The organism is Nocardiopsis sp. NPDC055551, assembly GCF_053619415.1.
The window spans coordinates 143,080-169,329 of the sequence record NZ_JBSHJJ010000001.1 but is presented as its reverse complement, the minus strand read 5'-3'; the positions used below and the strand labels follow the sequence as shown (position 1 = coordinate 169,329).

Here is a 26,250-nt window from a genome sequence, read left to right as displayed (position 1 = left end):
GGCCTTGTGCCGGCACCACTGGATGCGCCGCTCGCGACGGGCAGCATCCACGGAACACGCCCTAGAAGCCTCCGGCACGTGGCCGACCTCACGCCGCCCGGTCATTCGTGGAGCCGCTCGAAGGAGCCGCCCGGGTCGGCCCTGGTGGGCAGGGCCGCCACGAACGGCAGCAGCTCCCGCCGGGCCACCCCGTGCACCCTGCGCAGTTCGGCGACCGGGTCTGGGTGTTCGTCCACCCGCAGGTCCAGGTAGGGGTAGGGGTTGCCCATGTGCACGTACAAGGCGGCGCTCTGCCTGCCCCTGCGGTCGCCTCCGGCGGCCTGCCCCGCCTCCAGGGCGCTGAGCAGCCGTTCGTCGAAGGTGAGGTCCGACTTCGTCGACCAGGCGTGGACCATCGCGTCGAGGGTGTCCGCGCCGGTCAGGATGTTGCCCGCCACCGCGAAGCCGTCCCCGGTCCGGTGACCGCACCAGGGGTGGGTCATGGTACCGGTGTGCGCGGCCGAGCGGCCTTGCCGGTCCACCACGACCACCTGACGCGAGTCGGGGTCGGGATCCTTGGCCAGTGCCCCCTCCAACGCCTCCGCCGCGGGGCGTGAACCCAACAGTTCCAGGGCGTCCACCCCCAACAGCGGGTTGATGAGCGCCTGTGTGGCGACGGCGCCGAAGTCCGCGTGCGCGAACACCGTCAACGCTCCGATCGCCGGCATCCGGCTGCTGATCGCCACCCCGCACGCGCCGCTGCTTCGATCGTGGGCGACGATCGTGAAGGTGCCCGCGTACAACAACGTTCCGTTCCTCCCACACCCCGGCCGACCAGGTCCTCGGCTCACCGAGGATCGTACCGATCGGGGTGGCGGTCCCGGTCGTCGGGGACGAGGATCCGGGCCGCGGACGGGCGAAGGCGCGGCCGGAGCGCTTCCGTGGTTCCCGCATGGATCCGAGGCCGACCCGCGAATCCTGTCCGATGCCGTAACCGTTGGCTTCGGGCGGACCGAAAACGGGCGGGGAAACGCCGCCGAACCGCTCGTTTAACATGTCGTCCATGGACCGAATCACCTACGTGGAACGAAGGCGGCACCCCGGCAACCGCTATGCGTATCCCGCATAACCCCGTCCCGGGTGACGCGCGCGTGGGAGGAACGTGTGATGTTCCCACCTCACGAACCGTCATCTCCCGATCCCCCGACCACGGAAAGGTCGCCCTTGTCCAGGTCCCTCGACATCCGTCTCGCCCACCTCGTCCCACCCCTCGACGACACCTGCGAGGAATCCGTCCGGCAGGCCCTGGGACATCCCGACCTCTTCGAGGAACACTGGTGGCGGCAGGTGACCCTGCCCCGGGCCCTGCACACCGTCGGCCCCGACCACCTGGCCACCGGCCTGGCCCACCTCACCCTGGATCACTGGGAGGATCTCGCCCTGGGCGAGATCATGCCCGCGCTCTACCTCACCGGTGAGCACCCCGACGTCCTGGCCACCCACCCGCACGAGTGGCCCGACCCCGAGGGCGCCCACAAGTACCTGCACGACCTGTACCTGACGGCGCTGGACCACCTGCCGTGGGAGGCCCCTCCCACCGGCCCCGGTACCGGCCCCCTCTTCACCGAGATCGAGGGGTGGTTCGCCACCGCCGATCCCCGACGCCGTGCCGTGGCCGGCCGCCGGGTCCTCACCCTGGAGTCCGAGACCCTGGACACCCTCGGTTCACGCTTCGGGGTCACCCGCGAACGCATCCGGCAGATCCACAAGCAGGTCGCCCAGGAGGTGCGCTCCCGACTCAAGGGCGCACGAGGCGCACGCACCGCCGCGCACCTGCCCGAACTGTCGAGGAACCTGGGTGTGGCCACCCCGCTCGACGCCTTCTGGGACCTGTCCCCCGAGTACCCCGACGTCCTCCCCTCCCTCGACCTGCGCGTGGGCGAGGTCCTCTTGAGGTTGCTGCCCGGCCACCGGGTCGTCGACAGCTGGATCACCTCCGAGGAGTCCACGGCCCTGGTCGGAAGGCTCACCGAGGAACTGGCCGAGCGGACCGTGATCCCCTTGGAGGAGGCCGAACGCGTGCCCCTCGAAGGCGGCGTCCCCCAAGAGCACGCCCTGGGGTGGCTGTCCACGCTGCCGCACGCTCGGGTGATGGACGGCCATCTCGTGCGTTGGGGCCGAAACCTCCCCGACAAGGCCTTCGCCGTGCTGACCGCAGTCGGACGCCCCCTGCACTTCGACGAACTCCTCGAACGGGTCGGCACCGGCTTCAACGAGTCCGGTTTCCGGGAACGCGTCCACGGCGACGAACGCATCATGCGCCGAGACCGACGGCTGTTCGGACTCCGCGCCTGGGGCGGCAGGGAATACCTCGGCCTGGAGGAGACGATGCGCCGTCAACTGGTCGAGGCGGGCGGTGAGATGCCCGTGGGCACGCTCATCGAACGCATCACCGACTGGTTCGACATCACCGAGAGTTCGATCCGCGCCATGGCCGCGGGCAGCGAGTTCACCCGCCCCCGCCCCGGCTGGGTGGCCCTACCGGGTCTCGTGGCGGCGCGGACCCCCTATCGGCCCCGGCGGGTGGTCGAGCGGACCCGCCGCTGCTTCCGCGACACCGAGGGGGCGTGGTGGCTTCGGGTGGAGCTCAACGGCGAACACCTGCGCGGGTCGGGCTTTCCGATCCCCAGCGGTTTCGCCGTGAGCGTGGGGATGGGTCCGGGTTGCCGACTGCCGGTACGTATCGGTGATCGCCCCTCCATAGCGGCGTGGAAGAACCAGCCGTTGATGAACTCGATCCGCCCCCTGCTCCTGGTCGAGGACGCCCGGGTCGGCGACCACGCCTTCATCACCCTCACCGAGGGGCGGGTGCTGTGCCGGCTCCACAAGGCGGACGCCGTCCCCGACGATCCCTTCGCCGCCGCCCTGTACCTGGCCGGGCGTTCGCTCACCGACGGTCTGTCCTCCCTGATCCATGCCGTCGGTCTGCCCGAGGACGCCGAAGCGCCCGAGCTCATGGCCCACCTGACCGACCGCGGCGACCAGGACCTGCTCACCCTCCTGACCCCGCACCTTTGACGTCCCCCGGGGGAAGGACGCCCGCGCCCCTCCCCCGGACGTCCATTCGCCCTCCCCCGGGGCCCCGCCCCTCACCTCCCGCGCAACCTCCCACGCACCCCTCCCGTGCACCGGTGGGCCCCTCGCACGCCCTCGGTGTCGGTACGGTGGACCTCGTTCTGCCGAAGAACGACGTCGGCGCCCCGCGCCGAGGTCGGCGAAGGACCACCGAGCGCGCCCCCGTGCTCCAGGGCCGGTTTCCCCTCACCGTCCGGCAAGGGTCCCGCCGTACCGAGTCCACAGTGAGGAAGATCCCGCGTGTCCACCAGCCCCTCCCCACCCCGTGCCCCGCGCCACGACCGCGGCGGCGGCATGCCCCGGTGGCTGCCCCGCGCCATGCTGCTGGCCCTGTGGATCGTCATGGCCTTCGGTGTCGGGCTGTGGCTGTTCCTCAAGCTGCAGAACCTCTTCATGCTGTTGTTGATCTCCCTGTTCCTGGCCCTGGCCCTGGAACCGGCGGTCAACTGGCTGCACCGGCACCGCTGGCCGCGCGGACCCGCGACCGGGGCGGTGATGCTGGTGGTGCTGGTGGTGGCCGTCGTGTTCTTCAGCATGCTCGGTTCCATGCTCATCGGTCAGGTCCTGGCCTTCGTCTCCGAGGTCCCGTCGATGGTCCGGGCCGCCCTGAGGTGGGTCAACGGCACGTTCGACACCTCCTACTCCCCCACCACGCTGCTCAACGAGGTCTCCAGCGTCAGCGGACTCATCGAGCAGTACGCCACCGGCATCGCCAACAACGTGTGGGGAGCCGGAACGACCCTTCTGGTGCTGCTGTTCAACGCGCTGACGGTCGCGCTGTTCACCTTCTACCTGTGCTCGGACGGCCCGCGTTTTCGCCGGGTGATCTGTTCGGTCCTGCCCCCGCGCACCCAGCGCGAGGTACTGCGGGCCTGGGAGATCGCCGTGGCCAAGACCGGCGGCTTCCTGTACTCCCGCGCGCTGTTGGCGTTGATCTGCGGTGCCGCGCACTACGTGGTGCTGATCCTGTTGGACGTGCCCTTCGCCTTCGCGCTGGCGCTGTGGATCGGGGTGCTGTCCCAATTCATCCCGACCGTGGGCACCTACATCGGCGGCGCGGTCCCGGTGCTGGTGGCGCTGGTCGAGGGTGTGTGGCCGGCGGTGTGGATGTTGGTGTTCGTCATCGTCTACCAGCAGTTCGAGAACTACCTGCTGCAACCGCGGATCACCGCCAAGACCCTGGACATGCATCCCGCCGTGGCCTTCGGTTCGGTCCTGGCGGGCGTGGCCGTGCTGGGCGCTCCGGGCGCGCTGCTCGCGTTGCCGATCGGCGCGAGCCTTCAGGCGTTCCTGGGCACCTACATCCGGCGCTACGAGGTCGCCGAGCACCCGCTGTTGCCGGCCAGGGCCGTGGCGGATGACGATCCCGGGCGGACCGAGGCCGAGGACGGTGGGGTCCCCGACTCGTCCTCCGAGGGAACCGATCGGGATCCGGGCGCACGGGACTGACCGCGCCCGGTCGGGGCCGCGCCCGTGCCCCCGACCGGACGTGTCCCGACCGGCGCGATCCTCTCTACCCCGCCGAGCGAAGCCGTTCGATCATGCCGTCGAGGTCGCGCCGCACCAGGTCGGGGCGGACGAAGTGGCCGCCGTCCGGCTCGTGCGAGTCGTGCGGGATGCCCGCCTCGTCCAGGGCGGCACGGAACTCCCGCTGCCCGGCCAGCACCTGCTCCTCGTTCATCCGGTCGAACAGGTCGAAGCGCTCGGGGCTGTTCCCCGCGACCAGGAAGACGCGCTTGCCCCGGTAACGCTCGATGTTCTCCACCGCGTTGTCGGCGCTGACCCGGGCCTCGTCCCACGGCGCCCCGTAGACCATGCCGCCACCGAGCTCGAAGGCGGCGGAGGTGAAGTTCGCCCAGTGGGTGACCACCCCGAGGTCGCGGCGCGTGCTGGCCGGTCCCGAGTAGGAGCTCACCGAGGCGAAGTGGCCGTAGTACTTGGCCGCGTACTTGAGCGCTCCGAAGCCGCCCATCGAGAAACCCGCCACGGCGCGGCCGTCGAACTCGGCGTGCGTGCGGAAGTTCGCGTCGACCCAGGGCAGGACCTGGTTCATGTGGAAGGTCTCCCAGTTGCGCGGACCCACGTTGGAGGTGACCGGGTTGGAGTACCACCCGCAGGGCCCGCCGTCGGGCATCACGATGATGATCTGCTTGTCCTGGGAGAGTTCGCGGATTCCGGTGCGGTCCCAGCTGATGAAGTCCGAGCCGGGGCCGCCGCCGTGCAGTAGGTACAGGACCGGGTAGGTGCGGCCGTCGTCCCGGTAGCCGTCCGGTACGAGGACGTTGACGCCGGGGTTCCAACCGATCTCGTCGGTCTCGAAGCGGTAGTACCACATGCGGGGGTCGTCCTCGTTGTGGTCCACGAGGCGCAGCCCTGCGTGGTCTGGGGCGGGCAGGTTCCGGGTGACCGGTTCGGCGTGGGCCGCCGAGGTCGAGGCGAAGAGGCCGCCGGAGGTGACGGCCAGTCCGAGGGAGAGTCCGCCGACGCTCTTGAGGAGGGCGCGCCGGTTCGGGGGGTTCGAGCTCAAGACGACTCCTGGGGTGCGGGGGCCGGCCACCTCTTCGTGGCCGCCGCCTCAGTGAAACAGGAGGACGCGGCGAGCACACCGGGGCTTCGGATAACGGATCAGTTAATTTTCGACCAACGAGCCCGCAAATCATGTTGGTTTCCTACTTCTCCTGCCGACCCCCGCGAACAGCGCGCCACCGTCGGGTTTCGCGCGCGAACCGGTCCGTGACGGCTCCGCGGGCGCCCCACCGGCCCCGTTTCCTCTGGTTGACACCACATCCGCGGCTGTCGATCCTGACCGTTCGACCACTCGCACGTAGGAGTGACCATGATCGACCCCCGCACCCCTCGTCCCCCGCAGATCGACCGGTCCACGTTCCTTCGCACCTCCGCCGGCGCCCTCCTGGGGTCCGGACTCCTGCTCGGCACGGGCTCCCCCGCCGGCGCCGACGAAGCCTCCTCCCGCCAAGCCCTGGAGGTCACCAAGATCGGCGACCTCACCGGCCCCGGCCTGACCACGCGCTTTCGCATGGAGGCCACCGACCTGGGCATCCCGGTCCGCACCCCCGACGGGCGGATGCTCTTCGTCTTCGGCGACAGCTTCGAGGGCGCCACCGTCGGCGGCGGTTGGTGGCGCTCCCCCACCGCCCTGTACTCCACGACCACCGACCTCGACGCCGGTGTCCAGTGGTCGGGCGCGGTCGGGGGTGAGGCCGCCGAGCAACTGTGGCACTACGACCACGACAACCCGGTCTTCACCACCGTCCTGCCCTCCGACGTCATCACCATCGGCGACACCATGTACCTGCACGCCATGGTCAACAACGGCCTGGGCAACGTGGTGTGGACGGAGATCTGGCGCTCCGACGACTCCGGCGCGACCTGGACGCACACCGACGCGCACTTCGACGCCCACCTGCACGACGGCTTGTTCCAGCTGCTCACCTGGGCAGAGGGCGACGACGGATACGTCTACGTCTACTCCACCTCCTTCGACCGCAGCCGGCCGATCATCATGCACCGGGTCCCCACGGCGGCCATCGCCGACCCGGCCGCATACGAGCCCTGGGGGTACCGCGAGGGCGTGTGGGGCTGGGGCAACCCGCCCACCCCGATCCTCGACGGCGCGTTCGGGGAGATGTGTCTGCGCCCGATGGCCGGAAAATGGGTCTTGACCTGGTTCGACGCGGGCGGCTACCGCATCGACGGCATCATCATGGACACCCCCACGTCGAACCTGCACACGGCCCACCGACGCACTCTCGTCCATGGCGGGACGTGGGGCCACGAGGACGACTCCCACGTGGCCCAGCTCTACGGCGGCTACATCATCCCCGGTTCCACCCCCGACGAACTGCACCTGAGCGTCAGTCAGTGGAACACCGACCATGGCTGGCCCTACAAGGTCATGCAGCACCGGATCCGCGGGTTCGGCGCGTAGCGGATCCTCCTCGCGAAGGGGTGGCGCCTCTCGGGTCCCCGAGGCGCCACCCGGAACACACGCGGTCGCTTGCGGGCCACGTCGGCGACCCTTGATTACACTCCGCAATAACGTCATCACGCTCAACCCCGACCGCGTCGGGGTGGGTCATGCCGCGCGATCAGCGGGATCTTCGGAACATTCGCCGACGAGGAGGTCGTCTTGGCCGAGTACCGGTTCGAGTGCGGGGAACACGGCGGCATCGACATCGAGGCGGCGATGGGAACCGCGCCCTCGACCCTGCCCTGTCCCACCTGTCACCGGCCGGCACGTCGGGTGTTCGGCGCGCCGATGCTCAACCGCTCCCGCGGAGCCGTGAGGAGCGCCTACGAACGCGCCGAACGCAGCGCGGACGCCCCGGACGTGGTGCGGTCGCCACCACCCCGGGCAGGGCGGCCCGGAGCGCGCTTCACGAACGATCCGACACACCGACGACTTCCCAAGCCCTGAGGTCGTCCGCCTGGAAGGGACTCGACCATGCCCGAACTCCTGTTTCCGCTCGACTCGTCCAAGCCGTTCACCGACCAACGGGTCATCGGCCACAACAGGTACCACCCCGACATCCCGCCCGCCGTTCGGGTGCGCCCCGGATCGACGTTTCGCATGCACTGTCGCGAGTGGTTCGACGGCGCGATCAAGAACGACGACTCCGCCGAGGACATCCGCGACGCCCCGATGTCCAAGGTGCACGCCCTGTCCGGTCCGGTGGGGGTCGAGGGCGCCGAACCGGGCGACCTGCTGATCGTCGACGTCTTGGACGTGGGACCGCTACCGCAGGAGGACTCCGGACCGCTGGCCGGCCAGGGTTGGGGTTACACGGGTATCTTCGCCAAGAGCAACGGCGGATCGTTCCTGGTCGACCGCTTCCCGGACGCCTACAAGGCGGTGTGGGACTTCCACGGCGAGGTGGCCACCTCCAGGCACGTCCCGGGGGTGTCGTTCACCGGCATCACCCACCCTGGGTTGATGGCCACCGCCCCTTCCGCGGACATGCTCGCGCGCTGGAACCGCAGGGAGGGCGATCTGATCGCGACCGACCCCGACCGGCTGCCGCCCCTGGCGCTGCCACCCGAACCACGGGACGCGGTCCTGGGGAGCCTGAGCGGCTCGGAGTTCGACCGGGTGGCCGCGGAGGCGGCCAGGACGGCCCCGCCCCGGGAGAACGGCGGAAACCAGGACATCAAGAACCTCACCCGGGGTACACGCGTGTTCTACCCGGTCTTCGTCTCCGGGGCGAACTTCTCCGTCGGCGACCTGCACTTCTCCCAGGGCGACGGTGAGATCACCTTCTGCGGTGGCATCGAGATGAGCGGGTACATCGACCTGCACCTGGACCTGATCAAGGGCGGCATGGAGACGTACGGGGTGAGTGGGAACGCCGTCTTCATGCCCGGCAAGACGCCGCCCCAGTACTCCGAATGGCTGGCCTTCTCCGGGATCTCGGTCACCGAGGACGGCGAACAGCGCTACCTGGACTCCCAGCTCGCCTACCAGCGCGCCTGCCTGAACGCGATCGACTACCTGACCAGGTTCGGGTACGCCCCCGAGCAGGCCTACCTGCTCCTGGGCGCGGCACCCATCGAGGGGCGTTTCTCCAGCGTGGTGGACATCCCGAACGCGTGCGCCACGGTCTACCTTCCGACCGCGATCTTCGACTTCGACGTGCGACCCGCCAAGTCGGGGCCCGTGCGGATCGACCCGGGGATCGGCGCACCGAGGGCCGCGGGGACATGAGCCCCCTCGACGCGTAGCGGATCCTCCTCGCGAAGGGGTGGTGCCTCGCGGGCCCCCGAGGCGCCACCCGGAACACACGCGGTCGTTCACCGGCCTCGCCCCAGGCTCGATCAGGTGTGTCGCGGCCCGACGACGCGCCCCTGTGTTCGGAAAGCCCCACATGGCGGTGCTCCGACCGATAGAAGTGGACACCGAAAGTAGGAATTCGACAACGGGGAGTTACATTGGTGCGTCAGGAGACCACTGAGCCGACGGAACGGGCACGGGTACGGCCGGTGACCCTACCGCCGGAGGAGGAACTGGCGCTCGCCGCACGGGACACCTGGCCACTGCGCGAACTGCTGGCGCTGGCCGACTGGTTCACCGCCGAACGCAAGTTGACGGGGACGGGCGTGCCCCGCCCGGACGACATCCGGGCGCTGGCGAGCGACCTGGACCTGTGGCCCGGTGCCACGAAGGAACAGGCCGCCGAGCGCGCGGAGAAATTGAAGCGGCTGCGCGCCGCCCGGGAGCTGCCCGAGTTCCTGGCGCTGTGGCGCACCGCGGTGGCGCTGGGCCTGATCGAGGTCGACTCGGGGCGGGCCCGGGCCTGCCCCGAGGTCCGGGACGGGACGTCCCCCCGGCGAACCCTGGACCTGTGGGTCGCCCTGTTCGAGCGGGCCATCTCCGGCGACCCGGACCCGGAGGACCTGTTCGACGTCGGCCGGTTCGGTTCGGGCCTGATCCGGGACCTGTTGGACGACCTGTACGCGGAGCCCGACGACACGGAGGTCTCCCTGTCGACCTTGGCCTCGACCATCATCGAGGAGCTGGCCCGACCCGGTGCCCAGTTGAGCGGCGCGTCCCCGGAACTCATCGACCATTCGCGTCGGATGGCGCACATGACCCTGTACCAGACCGCGCTCGGGATCGGCTCCAACGGTGGTATCCGACTGGTCGACCACACCGGCGGGGAAGCGCGAGCGGAGTTCGCGCCGGAAAGGGGGTTGCTCCCCATCTACTCCCTGACCCTGGACGAGTCGGTTTCGGGCCCTCGGGACTCGGAGATCGTCTGCGCGGCCGTGCTCACCCCGCTCGGCCGGTACGGGGTACGGCGGATGTTCCTGGCCGAAGGGGTCGACGCGCCGCTGCTCGGCGGCCTGGCCCGGGCCGGGGCCGTCGAACTCCTGGACGCGCTGCGCCGGCTCCCCCGCGAGGTTCGGGTGGCGGAGATCAAGGCGTGGGCCGCCCTTCGCACGGCGCAGGAGGCGGTGACGGAGATCGCCGAGGCGTGCGCCGAGCCCACGGGGGACGGGGCGGTGCGTCGCATCGTCGCCTCCGAGGTGCTGCGTGCACTCGGCGGGCCGGCCCTGCCCCCGGTGCGCGTACTGCTCGCCTCCGATCGTCCCGCCGTGGCCGGTCTCGCGGCGAGCACCCTGATCGGCGCCCCCGACCTTCCATCGGAGGAGGTCGAGGAGGTGATCGGTTCGCACGGGCTCTGGTTCACGATCGACTCCGCGGCGGGCCTGTTGCACACGGGAGAGTCCGCCCTGGCCGGCGCGTTGAAGAGCGAGGTCGCCGGTGAGGGTCTGCCCTTCACCCGGCTGCTGTTCCAAAGCTCCGGCGAGGTGTGGCGGGGCGACCATCCCCAGACGCTGTCGGTGCTGGACGCGGTGGGCCGGCTCCACCCGGACCGCAAGGTCGCCAAGGCGGCCCGCCGCGCGGCCTACAAGGCCCGCAGCCGGGCCTGAACCAACGCGCGGGGCGGGGCCCGTGCCCCCGCCCCCGATTCCCGTCCGGTGCTCGGCGCCGAGTGGCGGACGGGAATCGACCGCCATCGCTTGTAGCGTCCGGCCATGGCAAACGAACACGCACACGGAAAGATCGTCGTCACCACGCCCACCGGCAAGGTCGGTTCACGGGTCGTCCGATTGTTGTTGCAGGCCGGGGCACGTCCCACCCTGCTGCTGCGCGACCCCGACCGACTCGACGCGGCCACCCGGCAACGGGTGGACACGGTACGAGGGGACCAGGGCGACGCCGACGCCGTCCTGCGCGCGACCCGGGGCGCCGACCGCCTCTTCTGGGTGGACCCGCCCACCCCCGACGACGACCCCATCGCCGGCCACGCTCGCATGGGAGCCAACGCGGCCCGCGCGGTCGGGGAGAACGGCATCGGGTACACCGTGTTCCTCAGCAGCGTGGGCGCGGAGAAACGGCACGGGGCCGGTGAGATCGACGGGCTGGCCCGGACCGAGCAGGCGCTGGACGCCACCGGGGCCAACGTGCTGCACCTGCGCTGCGGCTACTTCTTCACCAACCTGCTCATGGAATCGGACTCCCTACGCGAGGGCGTCCTTCCCACCCTGTGGCCGCTCGACTTCGCGATGCCCTGGGTCGATCCCCGTGACATCGGTGACGTCGCGGCGGCCAGGCTCCTCGCGGGCGGCGGGGTGGGACGCGGGGTGCAGGCGGTGCACGGCCCCGAGGACCTGAGTTTCGCCCAGGTGGCGAGGATCCTCGGCCGGGTTCTGGGGCGCGAGGTACACGCCGAGCCGGTCTCCGATGACGACGTGCGCGCGGGGCTGCGCTCCGTCGGTATGAGCGCCGGCCAGGCCGAGGGCGTCGTCGGCATGGCGGCCGGGTTGCGTGAGGACTTCGTGCCCGAGCAGGAACGCGACGTGCTCACCACGACCCCGACCACGCTCGCGGCCTGGGCGCACACACACCTTCGACCCCTGCTCTGAGCCCGCGCGGGAAAGGTGAACTTGGCGGTGACCTTGGTCCCAGTGGGCGCGAGTCGTTTGACCCACGGGGGTGAACGGGTGTTCACTCAAGGGGGTGAACAATCGTTCACCCCTTTTCTCGTGCGCCCGAACCCCACTCGCCCGCCGCACCCCTTCACCGCTTTGGAGCTCCAAGTATGGCCGTCCTGCGTGTGCCCTCCTGGGCCACCATGGGGATCCTCACCTTCTGTGGCATGGTCGTCTCACTGCAGCAGACACTCGTCATCCCGCTGCTGCCCGACCTGCCCGAGATCCTCGACGTATCCGCCGACGACGCGTCCTGGCTGGTCACCGCGACCCTGCTCACCGGAGCCGTGGCCACCCCGATCGTCTCCCGCATGGCCGACATGTACGGCAAGCGCAGGATGCTGCTGGTGTCCCTGGGGGTCATGACCATCGGTTCGCTCATCGCGGCGCTCGGCGGGAGCTTCCCCGCGATGCTCGTCGGCCGCGCCATGCAGGGCTTCGGCGCCTCCCTCATCCCCGTGGGCATGAGCATCATGCGCGACCAGCTGCCCCGGGAGAAGCTCGCCGGGGGCATCGCCCTGATGAGCGCCACCCTCGGCATCGGCGGAGCCCTGGGGCTACCGCTGTCCGGTCTGCTCTACGGCGCGTTCGGATGGACCTCCCTGTTCTGGACCACCGCCCTGGTCGGCGCGATCTTCCTGATCGCCATCCCACTGACCCTGGACGAGTCCACCGAACGCTTCCCCGGACGCTTCGACATCGTCGGCGCGCTACTGCTCACCATCGTCCTCGTCGGCCTTCTACTCCCCCTGTCCAAGGGCGCGACGTGGGGCTGGACCAGCGGCGAGGTCATCGGCCTGACCGTACTCTCGCTCGTCTGCCTGGCGATCTGGGTCCCCCTCCAACTGCGCATGCGCGAACCCATGGTGAACCTGCGCACCGCCTTCCGACGACCCGTCCTGTTCACCAACATCTCCTCGTACTTCGTCGGCTTCGCGATGTTCCTGAACAGCCTGGTCACCACCCAGGAACTCCAGGTCCCCACCGAGACCGGGTACGGGATGGCCCTGCCCGTGGCCGTCGCCGGACTGGCGATGGTGCCGGGCGGCCTGATGATGCTCGTCTTCTCACCGATCTCCGCCCGCATGCTCAACCGCTGGGGCGGAAAGACCGTACTGCTGACCGGCGGCGTGGTGATGGGCGTGACCTACCTGTGGCGGATGTTCAACAACGACGCCGTGTGGGAGATCATGATGGGCAACATGCTCGTCAGCGTCGGCAGCGCCATCGCCTTCGCGGCCATGCCGGCGTTGGTCATGGCGTCCTCCCCCCGCAACGAGACCGCCTCGGCCAACGGCGTCAACGCCCTGGTCCGCTCCATGGGCACCTCCAGCGGCAGCGCCGTGGTGGCGTTGGTCTTCGCCTCGCTGACCGTGACCGTGAACGGCGCGGTGTTCCCCTCCACCCAGGCCATGTTCACCGCCAACGGGCTCGGCCTGGCGGTGTGCGTGGCCAGTGTGCTGTTCGGGGCCGTCATCCCGGCTCGTAAGCGTGACGAGAAGGGCGATGATGTGGTCGCCGGGCCCGCCCCGGTACGCGAGGTCGTCAAGGAGGTCCAGGAGAAGGTGGAACCGTGAGCAGAACCGACAGTCGGAGCACCATCCTCGACAAGGCGCGAGCGCTCTTTTCCGAACACGGCTACCAGAAGGTGAGCATCCGCGACATCGCCACCGCCGCCGGGGTCTCACCCTCCCTGGTGATGAAGCACTACCGGAGCAAGGCCGAGCTGTTCAACGAGCTGGGACCCAACGAGATCCCGCTGGCCGAACTCGACCTGCCCCGCTCCGAGCTCGGGCGCGCTCTGGTGCAGAAGATCCTCACCCGGCGCGAGCACGACGTGCGCGACCCCCTGCTGGTGGCCGTCTCGCACGTGCGCGAGTCACCCGACCCCGACCGCACCCGCGAGGAGATGCGGGAGCGGTTCCTGACCCGCCTCGGCGACCTGATCGGGGACACCACCTCCGACCGCCGCCACGCGAGCGCCATCGCCTGCCAACTGATCGGTCTGGCCGAGGGGGTCCGGCTGCTGGGGCTGTTCCCCACCGACGAGGTCTCCCGCGATGCGGTGCTGGACCTGTACGGGCCTCTCGTCCAGCAGCCGATCGACGCCTGTGCCCTGGCCCGCGCGGCCCCGGAGGAGCCACGTCCCGCCGACTGAAGTCGGGGGCCAGGACGCCCCTGAAGAGGAGATTCCCGCCACCTTCCGCTCAACGAACGGGCCCGGGGAGGCGGCGCGAGGCCCATTCGTCACAAGAACAGGGCATGATCGGACCATGGAACGCTGTGATTTCTGCGAACTCCCCATCGGGGGCGGCTGCGCGTGCTCACTCGTGAGCGAGGCTCGCAGCCGATCCGGGCAAGAGCCCGGGCCCGCCTCGAAGGAGGCCCGTTTCCCTCGCGGCGCCATCCTCATCTCACCGAGAGGCATCGCCCACCGCCCAGGGTGCGGGCATCAGTCCGAATCCGAGATCGAAGCACCGATGTGGGGCTGGATCAACGACCCCGACCCGCTCCTGTGGCGCCGCCTGGGCGAGAGCACCCCCGCCCAGGCCACGAAGGGCAACACCAAGCGGGTCGCCACACGCCGCTGCCGAAGCTGCGACACCTGAGGCCGTGGCCTCACGGCCGGGGCGTTTCGAACCCGCTCCGGCCCTCCGTTGGACTCGCGTCCACGCCCCCGATCGGTTCGGCCAGGGGCGTGGCGGCGAGGTCCTCGACCACCCGGCTGGGCTTGCCCGACATCGCCGAGGCCACCCAACGGTCCACACCCGGCAGGGCGGCCAACCCCAGCACGAGGCGGCGCAACCGGAGTCGTAGCGCGGATTCGGGCAGGAACCAGGAGGTCCCGGTGCGGGCCGCGCGCTGACGTTCGGCCACCACCGGACGCCACCGCGCCTCGTAGCGTTCCAGTCCTTCACGCACCGTTGCCGCCCGAGCCAGTTCCTCGGCCAGCACGAACGCCCCGCCCACACCCATCGAGGCGCCCTGTCCGGCCAACAACGACACCGCCTGGCACGCGTCTCCCAGCAGCACCACCCGCCCCTTGGACCAGGTGTCCATCCGCGACTGGGCCACGTTGTCGTAGTAGACGTGTTCGGGCTCCGGACACCGTTCCAGTGCCCGTGGCACCGACCACCCCAGGCCCGAGCAGGCCTCGCGTAGGGCCCGCCGCGGATCGTCGGGCAGGGTGGTGTCCTCGGTGCGGTGCACGGTGAAGACCGCCACCCGATCCCCCTCCAGGCCGTAGAAGCCCATCTGGGCGCCCAGGCTGTCGGTGAGCAGGAAGCGTCCTCGCAGGCGGGCGTGCAGCTCGGCGTCCTCGAAGACGAAGGCGCCCGTGTGGAATCCCAGGTGGAGCAGGTGGTCCTCCTCCGGGCCGAAGACCAGGCCCCGCACCGTGGAGTGGATGCCGTCGGCCCCGGCGAGCAGGTCGGCCTCCAGGACCCGACCATCGGACAGCCGCACCCGGACCCCGTCGGGTCGCTCCTCCACCCCGGTCAGCGCGGCCCCGTAGACGAGTTCCACCCCTTCGGGCAGGGATTCTCGCAGGGCCAGTTCCAGGTCCGGGCGCATGATCGAGACCAGGGACCCGCCCATGGCCCGGGCGAAACGACGGAAGCCGATCGAAGCCCGGCTCCGCCCCTGTTCGTCCACCAGGACGGCCTCGTCGAAGTCGTGGCCCAGTTCCCGGATCCGGGGCAGCATCCCCATGATCCGGGCCGCGTCGTAGCCGGGACCGAAGAAGTCGATCATGTAGCCCTGTGGACGGGGTCCCGGGGCGCGTTCGGCCACGGTGACCCGCCATCCGTGGTGCGCCAGGCGGTGGGCCAGGGCCAGACCCGCGATCCCGGCACCGGCGACGACGGCGTGCGGTGCTCGTGACGTGTGCGGTGTGCTCATCGTTGCTCCTCAACGGCTCCGCTCAGGAGCCTGCGCAGGACGGGGACGACGGACTCGGCGGTCAGGGAGGGGTCCAGGGGGCGGTGCAGCATGAGCCCGTCCACGGTCGCGGCCAGGACTCGGGCGGTGGTGTCGGGGGCGGGGACCCCGGTGGCCCGCATCCAGTCGGTGAGCAGGGTGCGAAAGTCCGCCAGGAGCCGGGTGAGGGCCTCGCGTAGTTCCTCGTCGCGCCCCGCCGCCAGGAAGGCCTCCGTGAAGAGCACCGAGGTGGGGTCCTCTCCCGAGTAGGCGTCCAGGGAGCCGAGCAGCAGGTCGATCCCCTCCCGGGCGGTGGCGCCCGGCAGGTGGGCGGCCCCCTCCTGGGCCACGGCTCGCATGGTGCGCAGGGCCGCCTCGTTGAGCAGGGCGCGCAATGACGGGAAGTGGTAGTGGACCAGCCCGGGGCCCACCCCGGCCCGCTCGGCCAGCACCCGGGTGCTCACCCCGGTCCAGCCCCGCTCGGCGATGAGCTCGGCCGCCGCGTCGAGCAGGCTCTCCCGCACCTGGTGCGCGCGCCGTGTGGTCATGCACTCCCCCGTTTCCAAATTTGGGCGATCGACTTGGACGACTGCCCAATTTCGAGGATGCCACATCCACCGGCGCCTTGTACAGACCCCCACCCCGAGCCCCGCGGGCCCTCGGCCATCACGGAGGCGGGGCGCATCTCCCGGCATCGGCGCGGGGCGGTGTGCACGAGGTTGCACCTTCCGTAGCGGCATGTGGTCTGGTGGGCCTACGTCCCGGTTCCTTGAGGAAAGGCCCCTGCTCATGCATTCGTCCTTCATGCCGCCCCGCCAGGTCAAGATCGGTGACGCGGCGGCCTTCGCCGGCAGCACACCACGGGCGATCCGTCATTACCACGAGATCGGCCTTCTCCCCGAGCCTGAGCGGGGAAGCGATGGCCGCCGCCGCTACGGGTACGAGGACATGATCCGCCTGCTGTGGATTCGCAAGATGGCCGACGCCGGGATCGCCCTGGACGACATCCGTGACGCCTTCACCACCGGCACGACTTCCGCCGGCGCAGGCAGCGGAGACGGTATCGCGAACATCCTGGAGCGGTTGGAGGAAACCCTCGCCGAGCAGGAGGCGGAACTGCGGCGGAAGCGGACCGCCGTGCAACGGATGCGCACCGAAGGCAGCCGGATGGGCCTGCTCTCCGACTTCGTCACCGACCGTCTCAAGAGCCTGCCCGAGGGCTCCCTGCGTCAGGCGGACCTGGACACCCTGCTGGTCACCGAACGGATCTTCGGCCCGCTCGGCGCGGCCGTCCAGGCCACCCGCTTCATCGCCCTGGCCACACACCCCACCCTGCGGGAGGACTCCGACCGCATCGATGAAGCCGAGGAGGCGCTCGACGACGGCGTCGCCGTCGATGATCCACGGGTGGCTCGGGTGGCCGCCGAACGGCACGCCTTCGAAAGCGCCCTGCTGGCCGTCATCGAGGAGTCCGGCCTGGAGGAGGAGGACGACGCCCTCTTCGACGCCTGGGACGCTTTGCACCCCGCTCCCGCCGACCTCGGCTCCGGCAGGCGGGCGGCAGGCTCCATGAGCGCGTTCGAGGCCATCGGCAAGATGCCCTACGACCTCTCCCCGGCCCGCCAACGCTGTATGGAACTGGCCCTGGAACTATCCACCCAAGACTCACCCGCCACCTGAAACATCGCTGGTGCGGTGACCACAAAGGTTCACCGCGCTAAGGACGCTCCACCCTTCTCCTTCACGATCTCCCCTGCCACCACCTCGGGTTCGGCCAGGCAACGCCAGGCGGGGACCCGCACGGTGCGCAGACCCGAGACCTTCTCGAACAGGGTCGCGTGGTCCAGGGTTCGTTGCAGTGTACGGCCCGGCCCCAGGGACATACTGGTGCCGACGCCCGCACGGTCGACGATCACCGCCGTCTCACCGGCGGCCCCGCTCACCAGCAGGTCGCACACGTATCCTCCAATGCTCTGACGCACCCTGGGCTCCGCTCCTCGGACAACGAGTGCTTCGAACAGTCGGCTGCGAGCATCGCCGGACGCCTTGTCCACGGGCTCGATCGAACCGTCGGCGAAGTCGGAGAGCAGCCCTCCCTGGTCGGCCCAGTACGCCCGGTCACCCACGACGTACAAACGTGAGCGGGCCCGGGTCACGGCCACGTTCCACAGGTTCTGCTGCCGCAGCGCCCATTGGCCACTGGAGCGATGCACACCGGTGGCCGCGGCCGGGGAGACGACCACCACGTCGCACTCACCCCCCTGGAAGGTGTGCGCGGTCCCCACCCTGATCCTCTGGAGTGCCCTCTGGCCCAGTTTGCGCTCGATCTCGCGCACCTGGGCGGTGAAGGGCGAGACCACGCCGATGGTGGCCTTCTCCGGAAGGCTCGCCCACAGCTCTCGGAGCAGGTCCACCACCGCCTCGGCCTCCTCGGAGTTGCGGCAGGACCGACCGCCCGGACGTTCACACCGTCCACGCACGTCGATCCATCGAGCTGCGGGATCCTCAGGAGCGGTGAGACCCACCGTGTCGGTGCGTACCGCGAGTCGTTCACCGTAGAAGCGCCGGTTGACGGGGGCGACGATGTCGGGGTGACACCGATAGTGCTCGTCGAGCCAGAGCACCTCGCCGCCGCCGGCCGCCAGTACCGAGGCCGCGGCGTGGTAGGCGGAAGAGCCGGTGTAGGTGAGCGAGCGATCGTCGAGTTCGTCGGCGCGCAGTCCATGGACGACCTGGATCCTGCGGTCGTCCTGGTCGCTGAGCCCATTGACCGGTTGTAGCTGGTGCGGATCCCCGATCACCAGCGCCCTCCTGGCCCGATACAACAAGGGGATCAGGTCCGCGACGGTGCACTGGCTCGCCTCATCGACCACCACCAGATCGAACAGGCCCGGCATGGGCGGGAACACCCCGCGCACCGAGCGGGACGTGGTGGCCCAGGCCCGGACGGTGCGCACCAGGTTCTTCATGCCCTTCCACCCGGACGCACCCGAATCCAGGTTGCGCAGACGTTCCTCGATGACGGGCCTGCCTGAGGTCAGTGCCTCGGCGACTCTGCCCAGCAGCAGTTCCGTGCTCTCCGGTCGCCGCTCGTCACGCAGGGCGCGAACCGTGTCGGCCACGTCCTCGGGGCGGGGTCGGGCACCTAGCTCCTCCAGCAGCCCGATCCACTCGCGTTCGGTGGTCAGGAAGCTCAGGATGGCGACCAACTCCCGGTCGGAGCCCGCCACCCGAAGTCCCCGGCGTGTGCGCCATCGATGCCACCATCCGGACCACCGGCTCTCCATGGCGGAAGCGACGGTGCCGGCCCAACGCTCCACGTCCCGATGCCTTGGGAACGTGTCCGGGCTCAGTCCGCCAGGCAGTTCCTCGATCTGCCTACGGCGAGTGTCGGCCAACATCGTCAGACGCCGTTCGGTCTCCTCCACGGCGGCCAGGTCGTCCTGCGCCGTGAGAAGCCTCCGCTGCCGCATGGACAGGCGCTCATGCGCGGTATGGACATCGACGCTGTCCCACTCCGCCGCGAGCAGCCCGTTGAGGATGTCGCGTTCGTTCCCCCGTTTTTCCTGGTTGCCGGTGCGCACCACCAGGTCGGCCTGGGAACCGAGACGATTGACCTTGCCGACGACCTCGTCCACGGCGGTGTTGTTGGTGGAGGCCACGAGCACGGACTGGCCGGCTACCACCGCGGTGGTGACGACGGAGGTGATGAGCTCGGTCTTGCCGGTGCCCGGTGCCCCGGTGGCAACGGTCAGGGTCCGGCTCATCGCCGATGCCAGGATCTCCTCCTGCGCCGCGTTGCTGAGGCCGGTGACCACCGGCGTCACCGAACCCCGTTCCTGAATGATCCGACGGGGTTCCGCGAGCACCCCGAGTGCCGTGTCCGCGATGGTCTCGATCCTGATCGCGTTGGCCTTGCGATGGTCCAGGTCACCGATGAGCTGTTTGACGGCCGCCCCCGCCGGATCTCCCCGGTACAACACGGCGGCGTTCTGCGCACCCCTTCGCGCGCCACGCCGCACGTCCAGTTCGCTGTTCAGTTCGCCCGGAACCAGGTCATCAACACGATCCAGATTCAATCGGGCACAGACCGCACGCGCCTTGTCCGCCAGCCCCGAGACACCTCGCCCTGCCCAGTCCACTTGGAACCAGTCGACGAGCTCCTCGATGTCGGCCTCGTCGAGCTCGGCGGCCGAGAGCAGCAGCTCCCGGTTGAGCTCCGGTTCACCGACCGGGACCAGGAAGCGCTCCTTCTGTTCCCCGACCATCTCCACGTCCAGGACGAACAGCGGGGCGAGTTTGGCACGCCTCCCGCTATCATGTTCGGGGCGCGCGGTGTCGAAGAGCACCGCCGGGTAGCCGTAGCGCAGCGGCCTACGCTCCTTGGCCGCTTCCAGAACGAGGTTCTCGGCGCTCTCGGACAGCCGCCAGCGGTCCGCAGACCCGCTGAGCAACACCTCCGAGCCCATGTCGCAGACCACCACATCACGCCCGTCGGCGTCGGGAAGCTGTTGCAGCACGCTCTGCCGCAACAAACAGTCGCGCTGGTAGTCCAGGTAGGAGCCCCAACGCCACCCCTCGTGGGTGGCCCGGGGTTTCGGCGCGGCGCTCGGCCCGGTCGGATCACCCTCGTGCTCACCTGTGCCCTCGGAGGAGGCGCGTCCATTCCTGTCCGTCGCTCCCGGCAGGTTCGCGGCCGTGGCCGAACCCGCGTGGCGCGCGAGGACGAGTTGTCCCCGCACCCCGAGTGCGAAGGCCGTGACGCGCTGGGTATCGACGTCCTCCACCTCACGGTGGACGTATTGGTAGAGCTCCACGGCGTCGATCCAGCCGTCACCGTTGGTGTCCGGAGCCGCACCCGCCAGCCCGCGAACGACCGCGGAGGTGAAGGGCGAAGGCCGCGCGCCATGGGTGTTGTCGCCCTCCCTGGCCTTCTCCAATGCCCCAGACGCGGCGATGACATAGGTGCCCGCCCCGTCGCTGAGCTCCCGTTCGAAGTCGATGTGCTCGTCTTCGCCGGAGCGCGTGGCGAACCCATCGGCGAAGGCACCGCCGTGACAACAGTCCAGTAGGAGCACCTTGCTGCGCATTCGCGAGTCCTGGAGCATGAGTTTGAGGACCTCGGCGGAGATCGCGGTGTTCAGGAGGCGTTTACGCTGTGTGTCCCGGAAGGCCAGGTGCAACCGGCCACGATTGTCCTTCACCCCGTGACCGGAGAACGAGACGAACAGGAGATCCTCGGGGCGACACTCGCCCAGCACCCCCTCAAGTGCCTCCCTGGCCTCGTTGCGGGTGGGATCGGCCAACACCAGGACTCGGTCGAAGTGGCCGTTGGCCTGGAGCACCTGCTCCAGCGCCCGTAGGTCGGCCAGCGGTGAACGCAGATCTTCGAGTTCTTCGTAGGTGTTGACCCCGATAAGGATCGCCGTGCGCATCAGGCGCCGTCCTTCACGGTTTCATCCGTGGGCCGATCGGTGTCGTTCCGCAGGGCTCGGACGTAGGTCTGCACATCCTCGGGTGAGACCCGTCCCTGCACTGTGATCTTGGCGCCCTCCAGCTCGACCGTGACCGACCGCTGTTCGCTCTGTTCCAGCCAGGAACCCACAAGGGAAACCAGGGACGTGAGCACTGGCTTGAGTAGCACGCCGCTGACCAGCACCGCTCCGGCAAGGAGCCCGGGGTCCGCTGACCTGGTCCCCTCCACGGCCTCACCGTCCGCCGCACGCACCTCGTCGACGTCCAGGTCCTCCAACAGGAGCGCCAGGGCACGGGTGTGCCGGTCCGCTTCCTCCTCGGTGACGTCGTCCTCGAAATCGACCCTGGCCACCAGCTCGCTCGACCGCACCCGAACACTCTCCAGTTCTCCGGAGGACGGCCGCACCGTCACGACCCACTGACACTCCGCAACGCAGGTTCTATCAACCGGAGCGCGTTCGCATCGGGCTCTTCTCCCCATTGGCCGCATCCGGTCATGCTTCACACGTCCGGGGCCGGGATTCTCTACTCAGAGAAGAGAAGAAGGCGCAGGCGATCGAGGCACGGTGGGGAACCACGACCGAACCATGGCCGCGCTCGTCAGCGCCCACGCCGTCAGGGCCACCCAGATCCACGCCTCGCCGATCCACTCGACCAGCGGTAGACGGTCGGCCCGCCCCAGGTACATACAGGCCACGGAGTACATCCCGAGCGGGAAGACGATGCTCCACAGGGTCGGCGTGTACTTCAGCGGTACCCGCTTGACGAGGTGCCGCCACACGCCGACCGCGATCAGCGCGGGGATCAGCCAGGTCGCGAAGGCCCACAGCACCACGGCCCCACCCTCCACCAGGCCGCGGACCGCGTCGACCATCGGCGTGCTCTCCATCTCGATGATGCGAGAGCCGGCGACGACGCTGATGGCGATGGCGCCCATCGACACCCAGTAGGGCGGGTCGAAGTCGCGGGGGTCCAGCGGCGCCTGGAGGATCCGCAGGACGACGAACATCGCGACGGCGGCGTACAGCACCACACCGATCGACCAGGCGAAGACCGCCAGCACCGAGAGCCCGTGCCGCCCCAGGCCCTCGTAGTGCGGCTCCAGCGTCGCGGCGACCACGGCCACGGACTGGGCGGCCACCACCCAGATGAACCAGGTCCCGTTCGCGGCGTCGGTCACCGGCCGTTCGTCGCGGCTGAGCACCGCCGCCCACGGCACCGTGTAGCCGAGCAACATCCAGCTCACGGCGCCGATCGCCAACAGGACGGTCGCCACGGTGAGCGCGCCGTGCGCCGCCAGGCCCGTCGCGAGAACACCGGTTCCCGCGACGAAGGTGAAGATCAGGAACGCCTTGCGCGAGTCTCGCAGATCACGGGCGAAGGCCTCGCGGTAGGCGATGATCCGCCACACGTTCAAGGCGATGAGGAGCACGTAGCCGCCCCCCGCCAACCCGAGCAGTACCAGGGACGTGACCTGCCACGACCGCTGCGCGGCAGCGACCGACAGGATCCCGGTGCCCATGACGAACGCGAAGTACCCCGGGGACAGGTGTTCGGGGGTCGGTCGAGAACGCGGCATGGTTCGGATCCTAGTACGGTCCACCATTGGCACCCGAAACGCACTAGATGTCCTTAATCAACCGATTCACACGCGGTATCGGGAGTCGACGGCCACGCCGAACACCTCGCGGATACACCGCGCCCGAACCCCGTTCGGCGGAGAATGGGCCGATCCCGACGAGCGCACCGCGCGTAGGAAGGAAACGTTCATGCAGCTGGAACACCAGATCGTCGTCGTCACGGGAGGAGCCGCCGGCATCGGTGGCGCGATCTCACGCGTCCTCGCCCGTCGCGGCGCCAAGGTCGTCGCGGTCGACGTCAACGGGGAGGCCGGAGCGGAACTCGAAACCGAGCTCGGCGCCGACGTCGCCTTCGTCCAAGGTGACGTCGGCTTGCCGGAGACCGCCGAACTCGCGGTCCGCACCGCCGTCGAGCGCTTCGGTGGGCTGACGGGTCTGGTCAACAACGCGCACGCCTCGCGCCAGGCGCCCTTCACCGACCTCACTCGGGAACAGTGGGACCTGTCGTTCTCGACCGGCTTCATCGCCACGCGCAACTTCATGCTCGCGGCCCACCCGCACCTGGCGAAGTCCGGTGGTTCGATCGTGAACTTCGGCTCGGGCGCCGCGCTCGTCGGCCAGCCCACCCAGGCCGCCTACGCCGCCGCGAAGGAGGCCATCCGCGGCCTTTCCCGCGTGGTCGCCAACGAGTGGGCGAGCCAGAACATCCGCGTGAACGTCGTGAGCCCGATGGCGATGACGGCGGGCGTCAAGGCCTGGAGCGAGTCCGCCCCGGAGCTGTACCAGGCCTCGCTCGCGAAGGTCCCGCTCGGCCGCTTCGGCGACCCCGAGACCGACGTCGCCCCGATCGTGGCGTTCCTGCTGTCGGACGACTCCAAGTACATGACCGGCCAGACCCTGATGGCCGACGGCGGAGCCAACAAGCTGTACTGAGCCACCGACGTCGGGCATCGCCGCCCCACCGCGATGTCCGACGTCGGTACCCGCCGGCCGGTACCCCGGAGTTCTCACGGTTCACCGGGGAACACACGTGTGCCGGGATTCGAACAATGAATCACCGCTCGGGAACACTAGATGATCTGGGTGTGAGTGTCGCGGTTTCGCGGTCTCGGGTCATGGCGGTCGACGGTTCGACGGAGAATCTCGATGGCGGTGCGATCGTCGTCCTCGAAGTAGAAGTGACCGCCTGACACATCATGGTGCTCCAACGGTTGCGAGGTGACGTCCTGCCAACGGGCGACACCTTCGCCGTCCACGTGCGGGTCATCACCGCCGACGATGCTCACCACCGGAAGGTCGAGCGAACGTCCAGGCTGGAACGCATAGGCGGCGACCATGCCAAGGTCACGGCGGAGCGGTTCGAGTAGCAGTGCCGCCGCGGAACCACTTTCGGCCTCGGACGGAATACCCCCGAAGAAGCGGGCTTCCTCTGCGAATTCATCGGCTCCGAGCGTGGTCATTCGTTTGACGCGTTCGGATGGCAGGAGGGCGGGCCCCGCACAGCCCGACACGACCAGGGCGGCCGGGCCGCCGGGCAGGCGTCGCGCGGTCTCGAACGCCACCAGTGCCCCCAGACTGTGTCCGAAGAAGAAATACGGTCCGGTGGAGTGCGCGGTGATCGCTTCGCTGACGGCCTCGGCGAGTTCGGTGACGTCGTCGTGTCGAGGTTCGGCGAAACGGTGACCGGTGCCGGGTCCGCAGACCGCGACGACACGGACCAGGTCTTGGAGGCCGGGCCGCCAGTTCAAGAATCGATCGGCCCGCCCACCCGCGTGCACGAAGGTATAGAGGTTCGGACGGGGGTCGGGCCCGTCGTCGGCCTCGATGAACCATCCTTGGTGTCTCGGTGTCGACATCGAACTCGTCTCCTTGTCATTGGCGCGTACGCGGTGAGGTGCCCCTTGAGGTCCGCGGGTCCATGAAGCGTTCTCGCTCGTCCTTGGACGAGAAGCGCCCGCGAGAAGGGGTCCCGCCCGATGTTCATCGGCCGGGGCCCCTGTATCGACATCACCGCAAGGCCCACAGGTGTTCCTTCTCGACTGCGGGATCGCCGGGCCACAGGCGCAGTTCGCCGGTGTCGGGATGGAGCATGACCGCTGCGACCGTTCGCTCGCGGCGAATGTCACCGTTGTCGGCCACGTTGATCGGCCGGCCCGACAGGAGCCGGTGGTGACCTTCGACATCGTCCGCCCGGGGTATGCCCACCGCGTGGACGGCTTCGAGTCGACGCTTCGAGGAGTTCTTCGCGAAGACGTTGATCTCGTCGTGGACGGCGAAATCCGGGTGCAGGAAGTGGTTGGTGTGGACCAGGTCCGCCCGTTCGAGGATCCGCCGTTCCTCCCCCAGGGCCTCGACGCAAACTGCGCGATCGACGCCGCAGATCGTGAACGAGCGTGAACTGGCGAGCTTGAGCCCGCCGAGGATCTCCACCGCCTGGTCGACGCTGTCGGCGTTGTCGAGTATGTGCCGGATCGCCAGGTACGGCGGTACTCCAGGTGTCCATGCCCCACCGATGACGAGGTTGAGGCCGATGGCCACCCCGGCGTCGTTGACTCCGAGGTAGCCGAGTAGGCCGCCGAAGCTGAGCACCAGCGAGCGGTGACGTGCCCCGGAGACCGCGAGGACCGCGATCTGGTCGTCGAGGTTCCCGTTCAGGTCCACGGTCTGGGCCAGGATCGGCCGACCCCGCACAGAGGTGTAGGTAGTGCAGTCACCGGCGGTGACGCGGCTGTAGCCGAGGAGCTCGCGGCGCAATTGGAGCAGCCAAGCCTCGTCATGGTCGATGTCGGCACCGGCCGCCAGGCCGTCGACCTCTTCGGCGAGGTCCGGGAGGGCCTCGGCGACGGCATCGCGGTGAGTCGCGATCGCACGGCGCACCGAGCCACGGTCCAGCGGCTGGTCGATGAGATGGTCGAGTCGGGCGAGAGAGTCGTCGAGGAACGCGCGGAGCCGTCCGGCGATCGCGCCCCCGTGGGCCAGACCCCGCTCGCGGGGCGGTCCGGCGAGTTCGATGAAGGGTACGTCGTTCATCGTGACGGGTTGACGGCTTTGCCGTGGTCGCGGAGCTGTTCTTTCACGGACGGCCACTCGCTCGCGAGTATCGAGTAGTAGACGGCGTCACGCCTTCGGCCTCCCGGCATGTAGTTGAAGCTGCGCAACACGCCCTCCTCACAAGCGCCGATCTTGCGCAGGCCGGCACAGGCCCGAGCATTGAGCACGTCGGTCTTGAACTCGACGCGGACCGCGCCCATGTCCTCGAAGGCGTGCTGGAGCAACAGGTACTTGGCCCAGCGGTTGACTCCTCGGCCCTGGAAATCGACGCCGAGCCAGGACCAGCCGATCTCAAGACGCCGGTCGACCTCGGCCATGTTGCCGTAGCTGGAGCTACCGGCGGCACGCTCGGTGGCCTTGTCGACGATGATGAAGACCACGCGCCTGCCGGCGGCGTCGTCGGCGATCATGGCGTCGAAGAAGGCGTCGAAGTCGGCGTCCGTGTCGACGCGGCTGACGAAGTGGTCCCAGATGCCGTCGCCGAAGGCGATCTTGCGCAGCGGTTCACGGTCGGCCTCGGTCACCGGCCGCAGCCGGACGTGCTCGTTCTCAAGGACGGCCGGGGCCGTCCGATCCCATAGGTTGTCGGCCATCGGTG

At 69.4% G+C, this 26,250-nt stretch carries 22 protein-coding genes; 12 read left to right on the top strand and 10 right to left on the bottom strand.

What is annotated here, in order from left to right:
* Nucleotides 1-101 precede the first annotated feature (101 nt).
* On the bottom strand, nucleotides 102-782 hold the full coding sequence (locus tag ACWGSK_RS00685; protein ID WP_358513435.1) for a DUF1028 domain-containing protein: 681 nt from the start codon (nucleotides 780-782) through the stop codon (nucleotides 102-104).
* A 421-nt stretch (nucleotides 783-1,203) separates the two neighbouring features.
* Here ACWGSK_RS00685 and ACWGSK_RS00680 point away from each other — a divergent pair, with 421 nt between their 5' ends.
* Together ACWGSK_RS00680 and ACWGSK_RS00675 are read left to right on the top strand one after the other, a co-directional pair.
* Nucleotides 1,204-3,057, top strand: coding sequence for a sigma factor-like helix-turn-helix DNA-binding protein (locus ACWGSK_RS00680; protein ID WP_452454866.1), 1,854 nt, complete (start codon nucleotides 1,204-1,206; stop codon nucleotides 3,055-3,057).
* Between the two features lie 297 nt (nucleotides 3,058-3,354).
* Nucleotides 3,355-4,563 (top strand): AI-2E family transporter, encoded by a 1,209-nt coding sequence (locus tag ACWGSK_RS00675; protein WP_452454865.1) that lies wholly within the window; start codon nucleotides 3,355-3,357, stop codon nucleotides 4,561-4,563.
* A gap of 64 nt (nucleotides 4,564-4,627) precedes the next feature.
* On the opposite strand, the gene ACWGSK_RS00670 is transcribed toward ACWGSK_RS00675, so the two are convergent.
* Nucleotides 4,628-5,641 carry an alpha/beta hydrolase gene (locus ACWGSK_RS00670; protein WP_358513427.1) on the bottom strand — a complete coding sequence of 338 codons (1,014 nt, stop codon included), beginning with the start codon at nucleotides 5,639-5,641 and terminating at the stop codon, nucleotides 4,628-4,630.
* Nucleotides 5,642-5,950: 309 nt separating this feature from the next.
* On the opposite strand from ACWGSK_RS00670, the gene ACWGSK_RS00665 reads away from it, so the two are divergent.
* The 8 genes from ACWGSK_RS00665 to ACWGSK_RS00630 all read left to right on the top strand — a co-directional run bounded on the left by ACWGSK_RS00665 (nucleotide 5,951) and on the right by ACWGSK_RS00630 (nucleotide 14,237).
* Nucleotides 5,951-7,063: a DUF4185 domain-containing protein gene (locus ACWGSK_RS00665; RefSeq protein WP_358513425.1), complete on the top strand. Its 1,113-nt coding sequence runs from the start codon at nucleotides 5,951-5,953 to the stop codon at nucleotides 7,061-7,063.
* 201 nt (nucleotides 7,064-7,264) lie between these two features.
* Entirely contained in the window at nucleotides 7,265-7,552 is a 288-nt protein-coding gene (locus ACWGSK_RS00660) for a hypothetical protein (RefSeq protein ID WP_452454864.1), read from the top strand.
* A 27-nt stretch (nucleotides 7,553-7,579) separates the two neighbouring features.
* Nucleotides 7,580-8,836, top strand: coding sequence for a formamidase (gene fmdA / locus ACWGSK_RS00655; protein WP_452454863.1), 1,257 nt, complete (start codon nucleotides 7,580-7,582; stop codon nucleotides 8,834-8,836).
* Nucleotides 8,837-9,111: 275 nt separating this feature from the next.
* Nucleotides 9,112-10,566, top strand: a complete 1,455-nt coding sequence (locus ACWGSK_RS00650) for a hypothetical protein (RefSeq protein WP_452454862.1) — start codon at nucleotides 9,112-9,114, stop codon at nucleotides 10,564-10,566.
* A gap of 105 nt (nucleotides 10,567-10,671) precedes the next feature.
* Nucleotides 10,672-11,562 (top strand): NAD(P)H-binding protein, encoded by an 891-nt coding sequence (locus ACWGSK_RS00645; protein WP_452454861.1) that lies wholly within the window; start codon nucleotides 10,672-10,674, stop codon nucleotides 11,560-11,562.
* A gap of 176 nt (nucleotides 11,563-11,738) precedes the next feature.
* Nucleotides 11,739-13,205 (top strand): MFS transporter, encoded by a 1,467-nt coding sequence (locus ACWGSK_RS00640; protein WP_358513415.1) that lies wholly within the window; start codon nucleotides 11,739-11,741, stop codon nucleotides 13,203-13,205.
* Nucleotides 13,202-13,786, top strand: coding sequence for a TetR/AcrR family transcriptional regulator (locus tag ACWGSK_RS00635; protein ID WP_452454860.1), 585 nt, complete (start codon nucleotides 13,202-13,204; stop codon nucleotides 13,784-13,786). The genes ACWGSK_RS00640 and ACWGSK_RS00635 overlap by 4 nt, the downstream gene beginning before the upstream one ends.
* 115 nt (nucleotides 13,787-13,901) lie before the next feature.
* A complete protein-coding gene (locus ACWGSK_RS00630) occupies nucleotides 13,902-14,237 on the top strand; it encodes a hypothetical protein (protein ID WP_358513411.1) in 336 nt (111 codons plus the stop codon).
* Nucleotides 14,238-14,247: 10 nt separating this feature from the next.
* On the opposite strand, the gene ACWGSK_RS00625 is transcribed toward ACWGSK_RS00630, so the two are convergent.
* Both ACWGSK_RS00625 and ACWGSK_RS00620 read right to left on the bottom strand, forming a co-directional pair.
* A complete protein-coding gene (locus ACWGSK_RS00625; RefSeq protein WP_452454859.1) occupies nucleotides 14,248-15,528 on the bottom strand; it encodes an FAD-dependent monooxygenase in 1,281 nt (426 codons plus the stop codon).
* Nucleotides 15,525-16,094: a TetR/AcrR family transcriptional regulator gene (locus ACWGSK_RS00620; RefSeq protein ID WP_358513407.1), complete on the bottom strand. Its 570-nt coding sequence runs from the start codon at nucleotides 16,092-16,094 to the stop codon at nucleotides 15,525-15,527. The genes ACWGSK_RS00625 and ACWGSK_RS00620 overlap by 4 nt, the downstream gene beginning before the upstream one ends.
* Before the next feature lie 241 nt (nucleotides 16,095-16,335).
* Here ACWGSK_RS00620 and ACWGSK_RS00615 point away from each other — a divergent pair, with 241 nt between their 5' ends.
* A complete protein-coding gene (locus tag ACWGSK_RS00615; RefSeq protein WP_358513405.1) occupies nucleotides 16,336-17,226 on the top strand; it encodes a MerR family transcriptional regulator in 891 nt (296 codons plus the stop codon).
* Between the two features lie 29 nt (nucleotides 17,227-17,255).
* On the opposite strand, the gene ACWGSK_RS00610 is transcribed toward ACWGSK_RS00615, so the two are convergent.
* The 3 genes from ACWGSK_RS00610 to ACWGSK_RS00600 form a co-directional block, all read right to left on the bottom strand.
* Nucleotides 17,256-20,981, bottom strand: coding sequence for a caspase, EACC1-associated type (locus tag ACWGSK_RS00610; RefSeq protein ID WP_452454858.1), 3,726 nt, complete (start codon nucleotides 20,979-20,981; stop codon nucleotides 17,256-17,258).
* Nucleotides 20,981-21,391 carry a hypothetical protein gene (locus ACWGSK_RS00605; protein ID WP_358513401.1) on the bottom strand — a complete coding sequence of 137 codons (411 nt, stop codon included), beginning with the start codon at nucleotides 21,389-21,391 and terminating at the stop codon, nucleotides 20,981-20,983. The genes ACWGSK_RS00610 and ACWGSK_RS00605 overlap by 1 nt, the downstream gene beginning before the upstream one ends.
* Before the next feature lie 159 nt (nucleotides 21,392-21,550).
* A complete protein-coding gene (locus ACWGSK_RS00600; RefSeq protein ID WP_358513399.1) occupies nucleotides 21,551-22,600 on the bottom strand; it encodes a tellurite resistance/C4-dicarboxylate transporter family protein in 1,050 nt (349 codons plus the stop codon).
* A 190-nt stretch (nucleotides 22,601-22,790) separates the two neighbouring features.
* On the opposite strand from ACWGSK_RS00600, the gene ACWGSK_RS00595 reads away from it, so the two are divergent.
* Entirely contained in the window at nucleotides 22,791-23,534 is a 744-nt protein-coding gene (locus ACWGSK_RS00595) for an SDR family NAD(P)-dependent oxidoreductase (RefSeq protein WP_358513397.1), read from the top strand.
* 137 nt (nucleotides 23,535-23,671) lie between these two features.
* Here ACWGSK_RS00595 and ACWGSK_RS00590 read toward each other — a convergent pair whose 3' ends face one another.
* From ACWGSK_RS00590 to ACWGSK_RS00580, 3 genes are all read right to left on the bottom strand, one after another.
* Entirely contained in the window at nucleotides 23,672-24,457 is a 786-nt protein-coding gene (locus ACWGSK_RS00590; RefSeq protein WP_358513395.1) for a thioesterase II family protein, read from the bottom strand.
* 151 nt (nucleotides 24,458-24,608) lie between these two features.
* Nucleotides 24,609-25,631, bottom strand: a complete 1,023-nt coding sequence (locus ACWGSK_RS00585; RefSeq protein WP_452454857.1) for a C45 family autoproteolytic acyltransferase/hydolase — start codon at nucleotides 25,629-25,631, stop codon at nucleotides 24,609-24,611.
* Entirely contained in the window at nucleotides 25,628-26,245 is a 618-nt protein-coding gene (locus ACWGSK_RS00580) for a GNAT family N-acetyltransferase (RefSeq protein WP_452454856.1), read from the bottom strand. Before ACWGSK_RS00580 ends, ACWGSK_RS00585 begins: the two co-directional genes overlap by 4 nt.
* Nucleotides 26,246-26,250 lie beyond the last annotated feature (5 nt).

Coding starts and splice junctions, on each gene's coding strand:
- ACWGSK_RS00620 (WP_358513407.1), bottom strand. CDS start 16,094: ATGACCACACGGCGCGCGCACCAGGTGCGGGAGAGCCTGCTCGACGCG.
- ACWGSK_RS00630 (WP_358513411.1), top strand. CDS start 13,902: ATGGAACGCTGTGATTTCTGCGAACTCCCCATCGGGGGCGGCTGCGCG.
- ACWGSK_RS00600 (WP_358513399.1), bottom strand. CDS start 22,600: ATGCCGCGTTCTCGACCGACCCCCGAACACCTGTCCCCGGGGTACTTC.
- ACWGSK_RS00580 (WP_452454856.1), bottom strand. CDS start 26,245: ATGGCCGACAACCTATGGGATCGGACGGCCCCGGCCGTCCTTGAGAAC.
- ACWGSK_RS00625 (WP_452454859.1), bottom strand. CDS start 15,528: ATGAGCACACCGCACACGTCACGAGCACCGCACGCCGTCGTCGCCGGT.
- ACWGSK_RS00595 (WP_358513397.1), top strand. CDS start 22,791: ATGCAGCTGGAACACCAGATCGTCGTCGTCACGGGAGGAGCCGCCGGC.
- ACWGSK_RS00610 (WP_452454858.1), bottom strand. CDS start 20,981: ATGCGCACGGCGATCCTTATCGGGGTCAACACCTACGAAGAACTCGAA.
- ACWGSK_RS00640 (WP_358513415.1), top strand. CDS start 11,739: ATGGCCGTCCTGCGTGTGCCCTCCTGGGCCACCATGGGGATCCTCACC.
- ACWGSK_RS00645 (WP_452454861.1), top strand. CDS start 10,672: ATGGCAAACGAACACGCACACGGAAAGATCGTCGTCACCACGCCCACC.
- fmdA (WP_452454863.1), top strand. CDS start 7,580: ATGCCCGAACTCCTGTTTCCGCTCGACTCGTCCAAGCCGTTCACCGAC.
- ACWGSK_RS00665 (WP_358513425.1), top strand. CDS start 5,951: ATGATCGACCCCCGCACCCCTCGTCCCCCGCAGATCGACCGGTCCACG.
- ACWGSK_RS00615 (WP_358513405.1), top strand. CDS start 16,336: ATGCATTCGTCCTTCATGCCGCCCCGCCAGGTCAAGATCGGTGACGCG.
- ACWGSK_RS00590 (WP_358513395.1), bottom strand. CDS start 24,457: ATGTCGACACCGAGACACCAAGGATGGTTCATCGAGGCCGACGACGGG.
- ACWGSK_RS00585 (WP_452454857.1), bottom strand. CDS start 25,631: ATGAACGACGTACCCTTCATCGAACTCGCCGGACCGCCCCGCGAGCGG.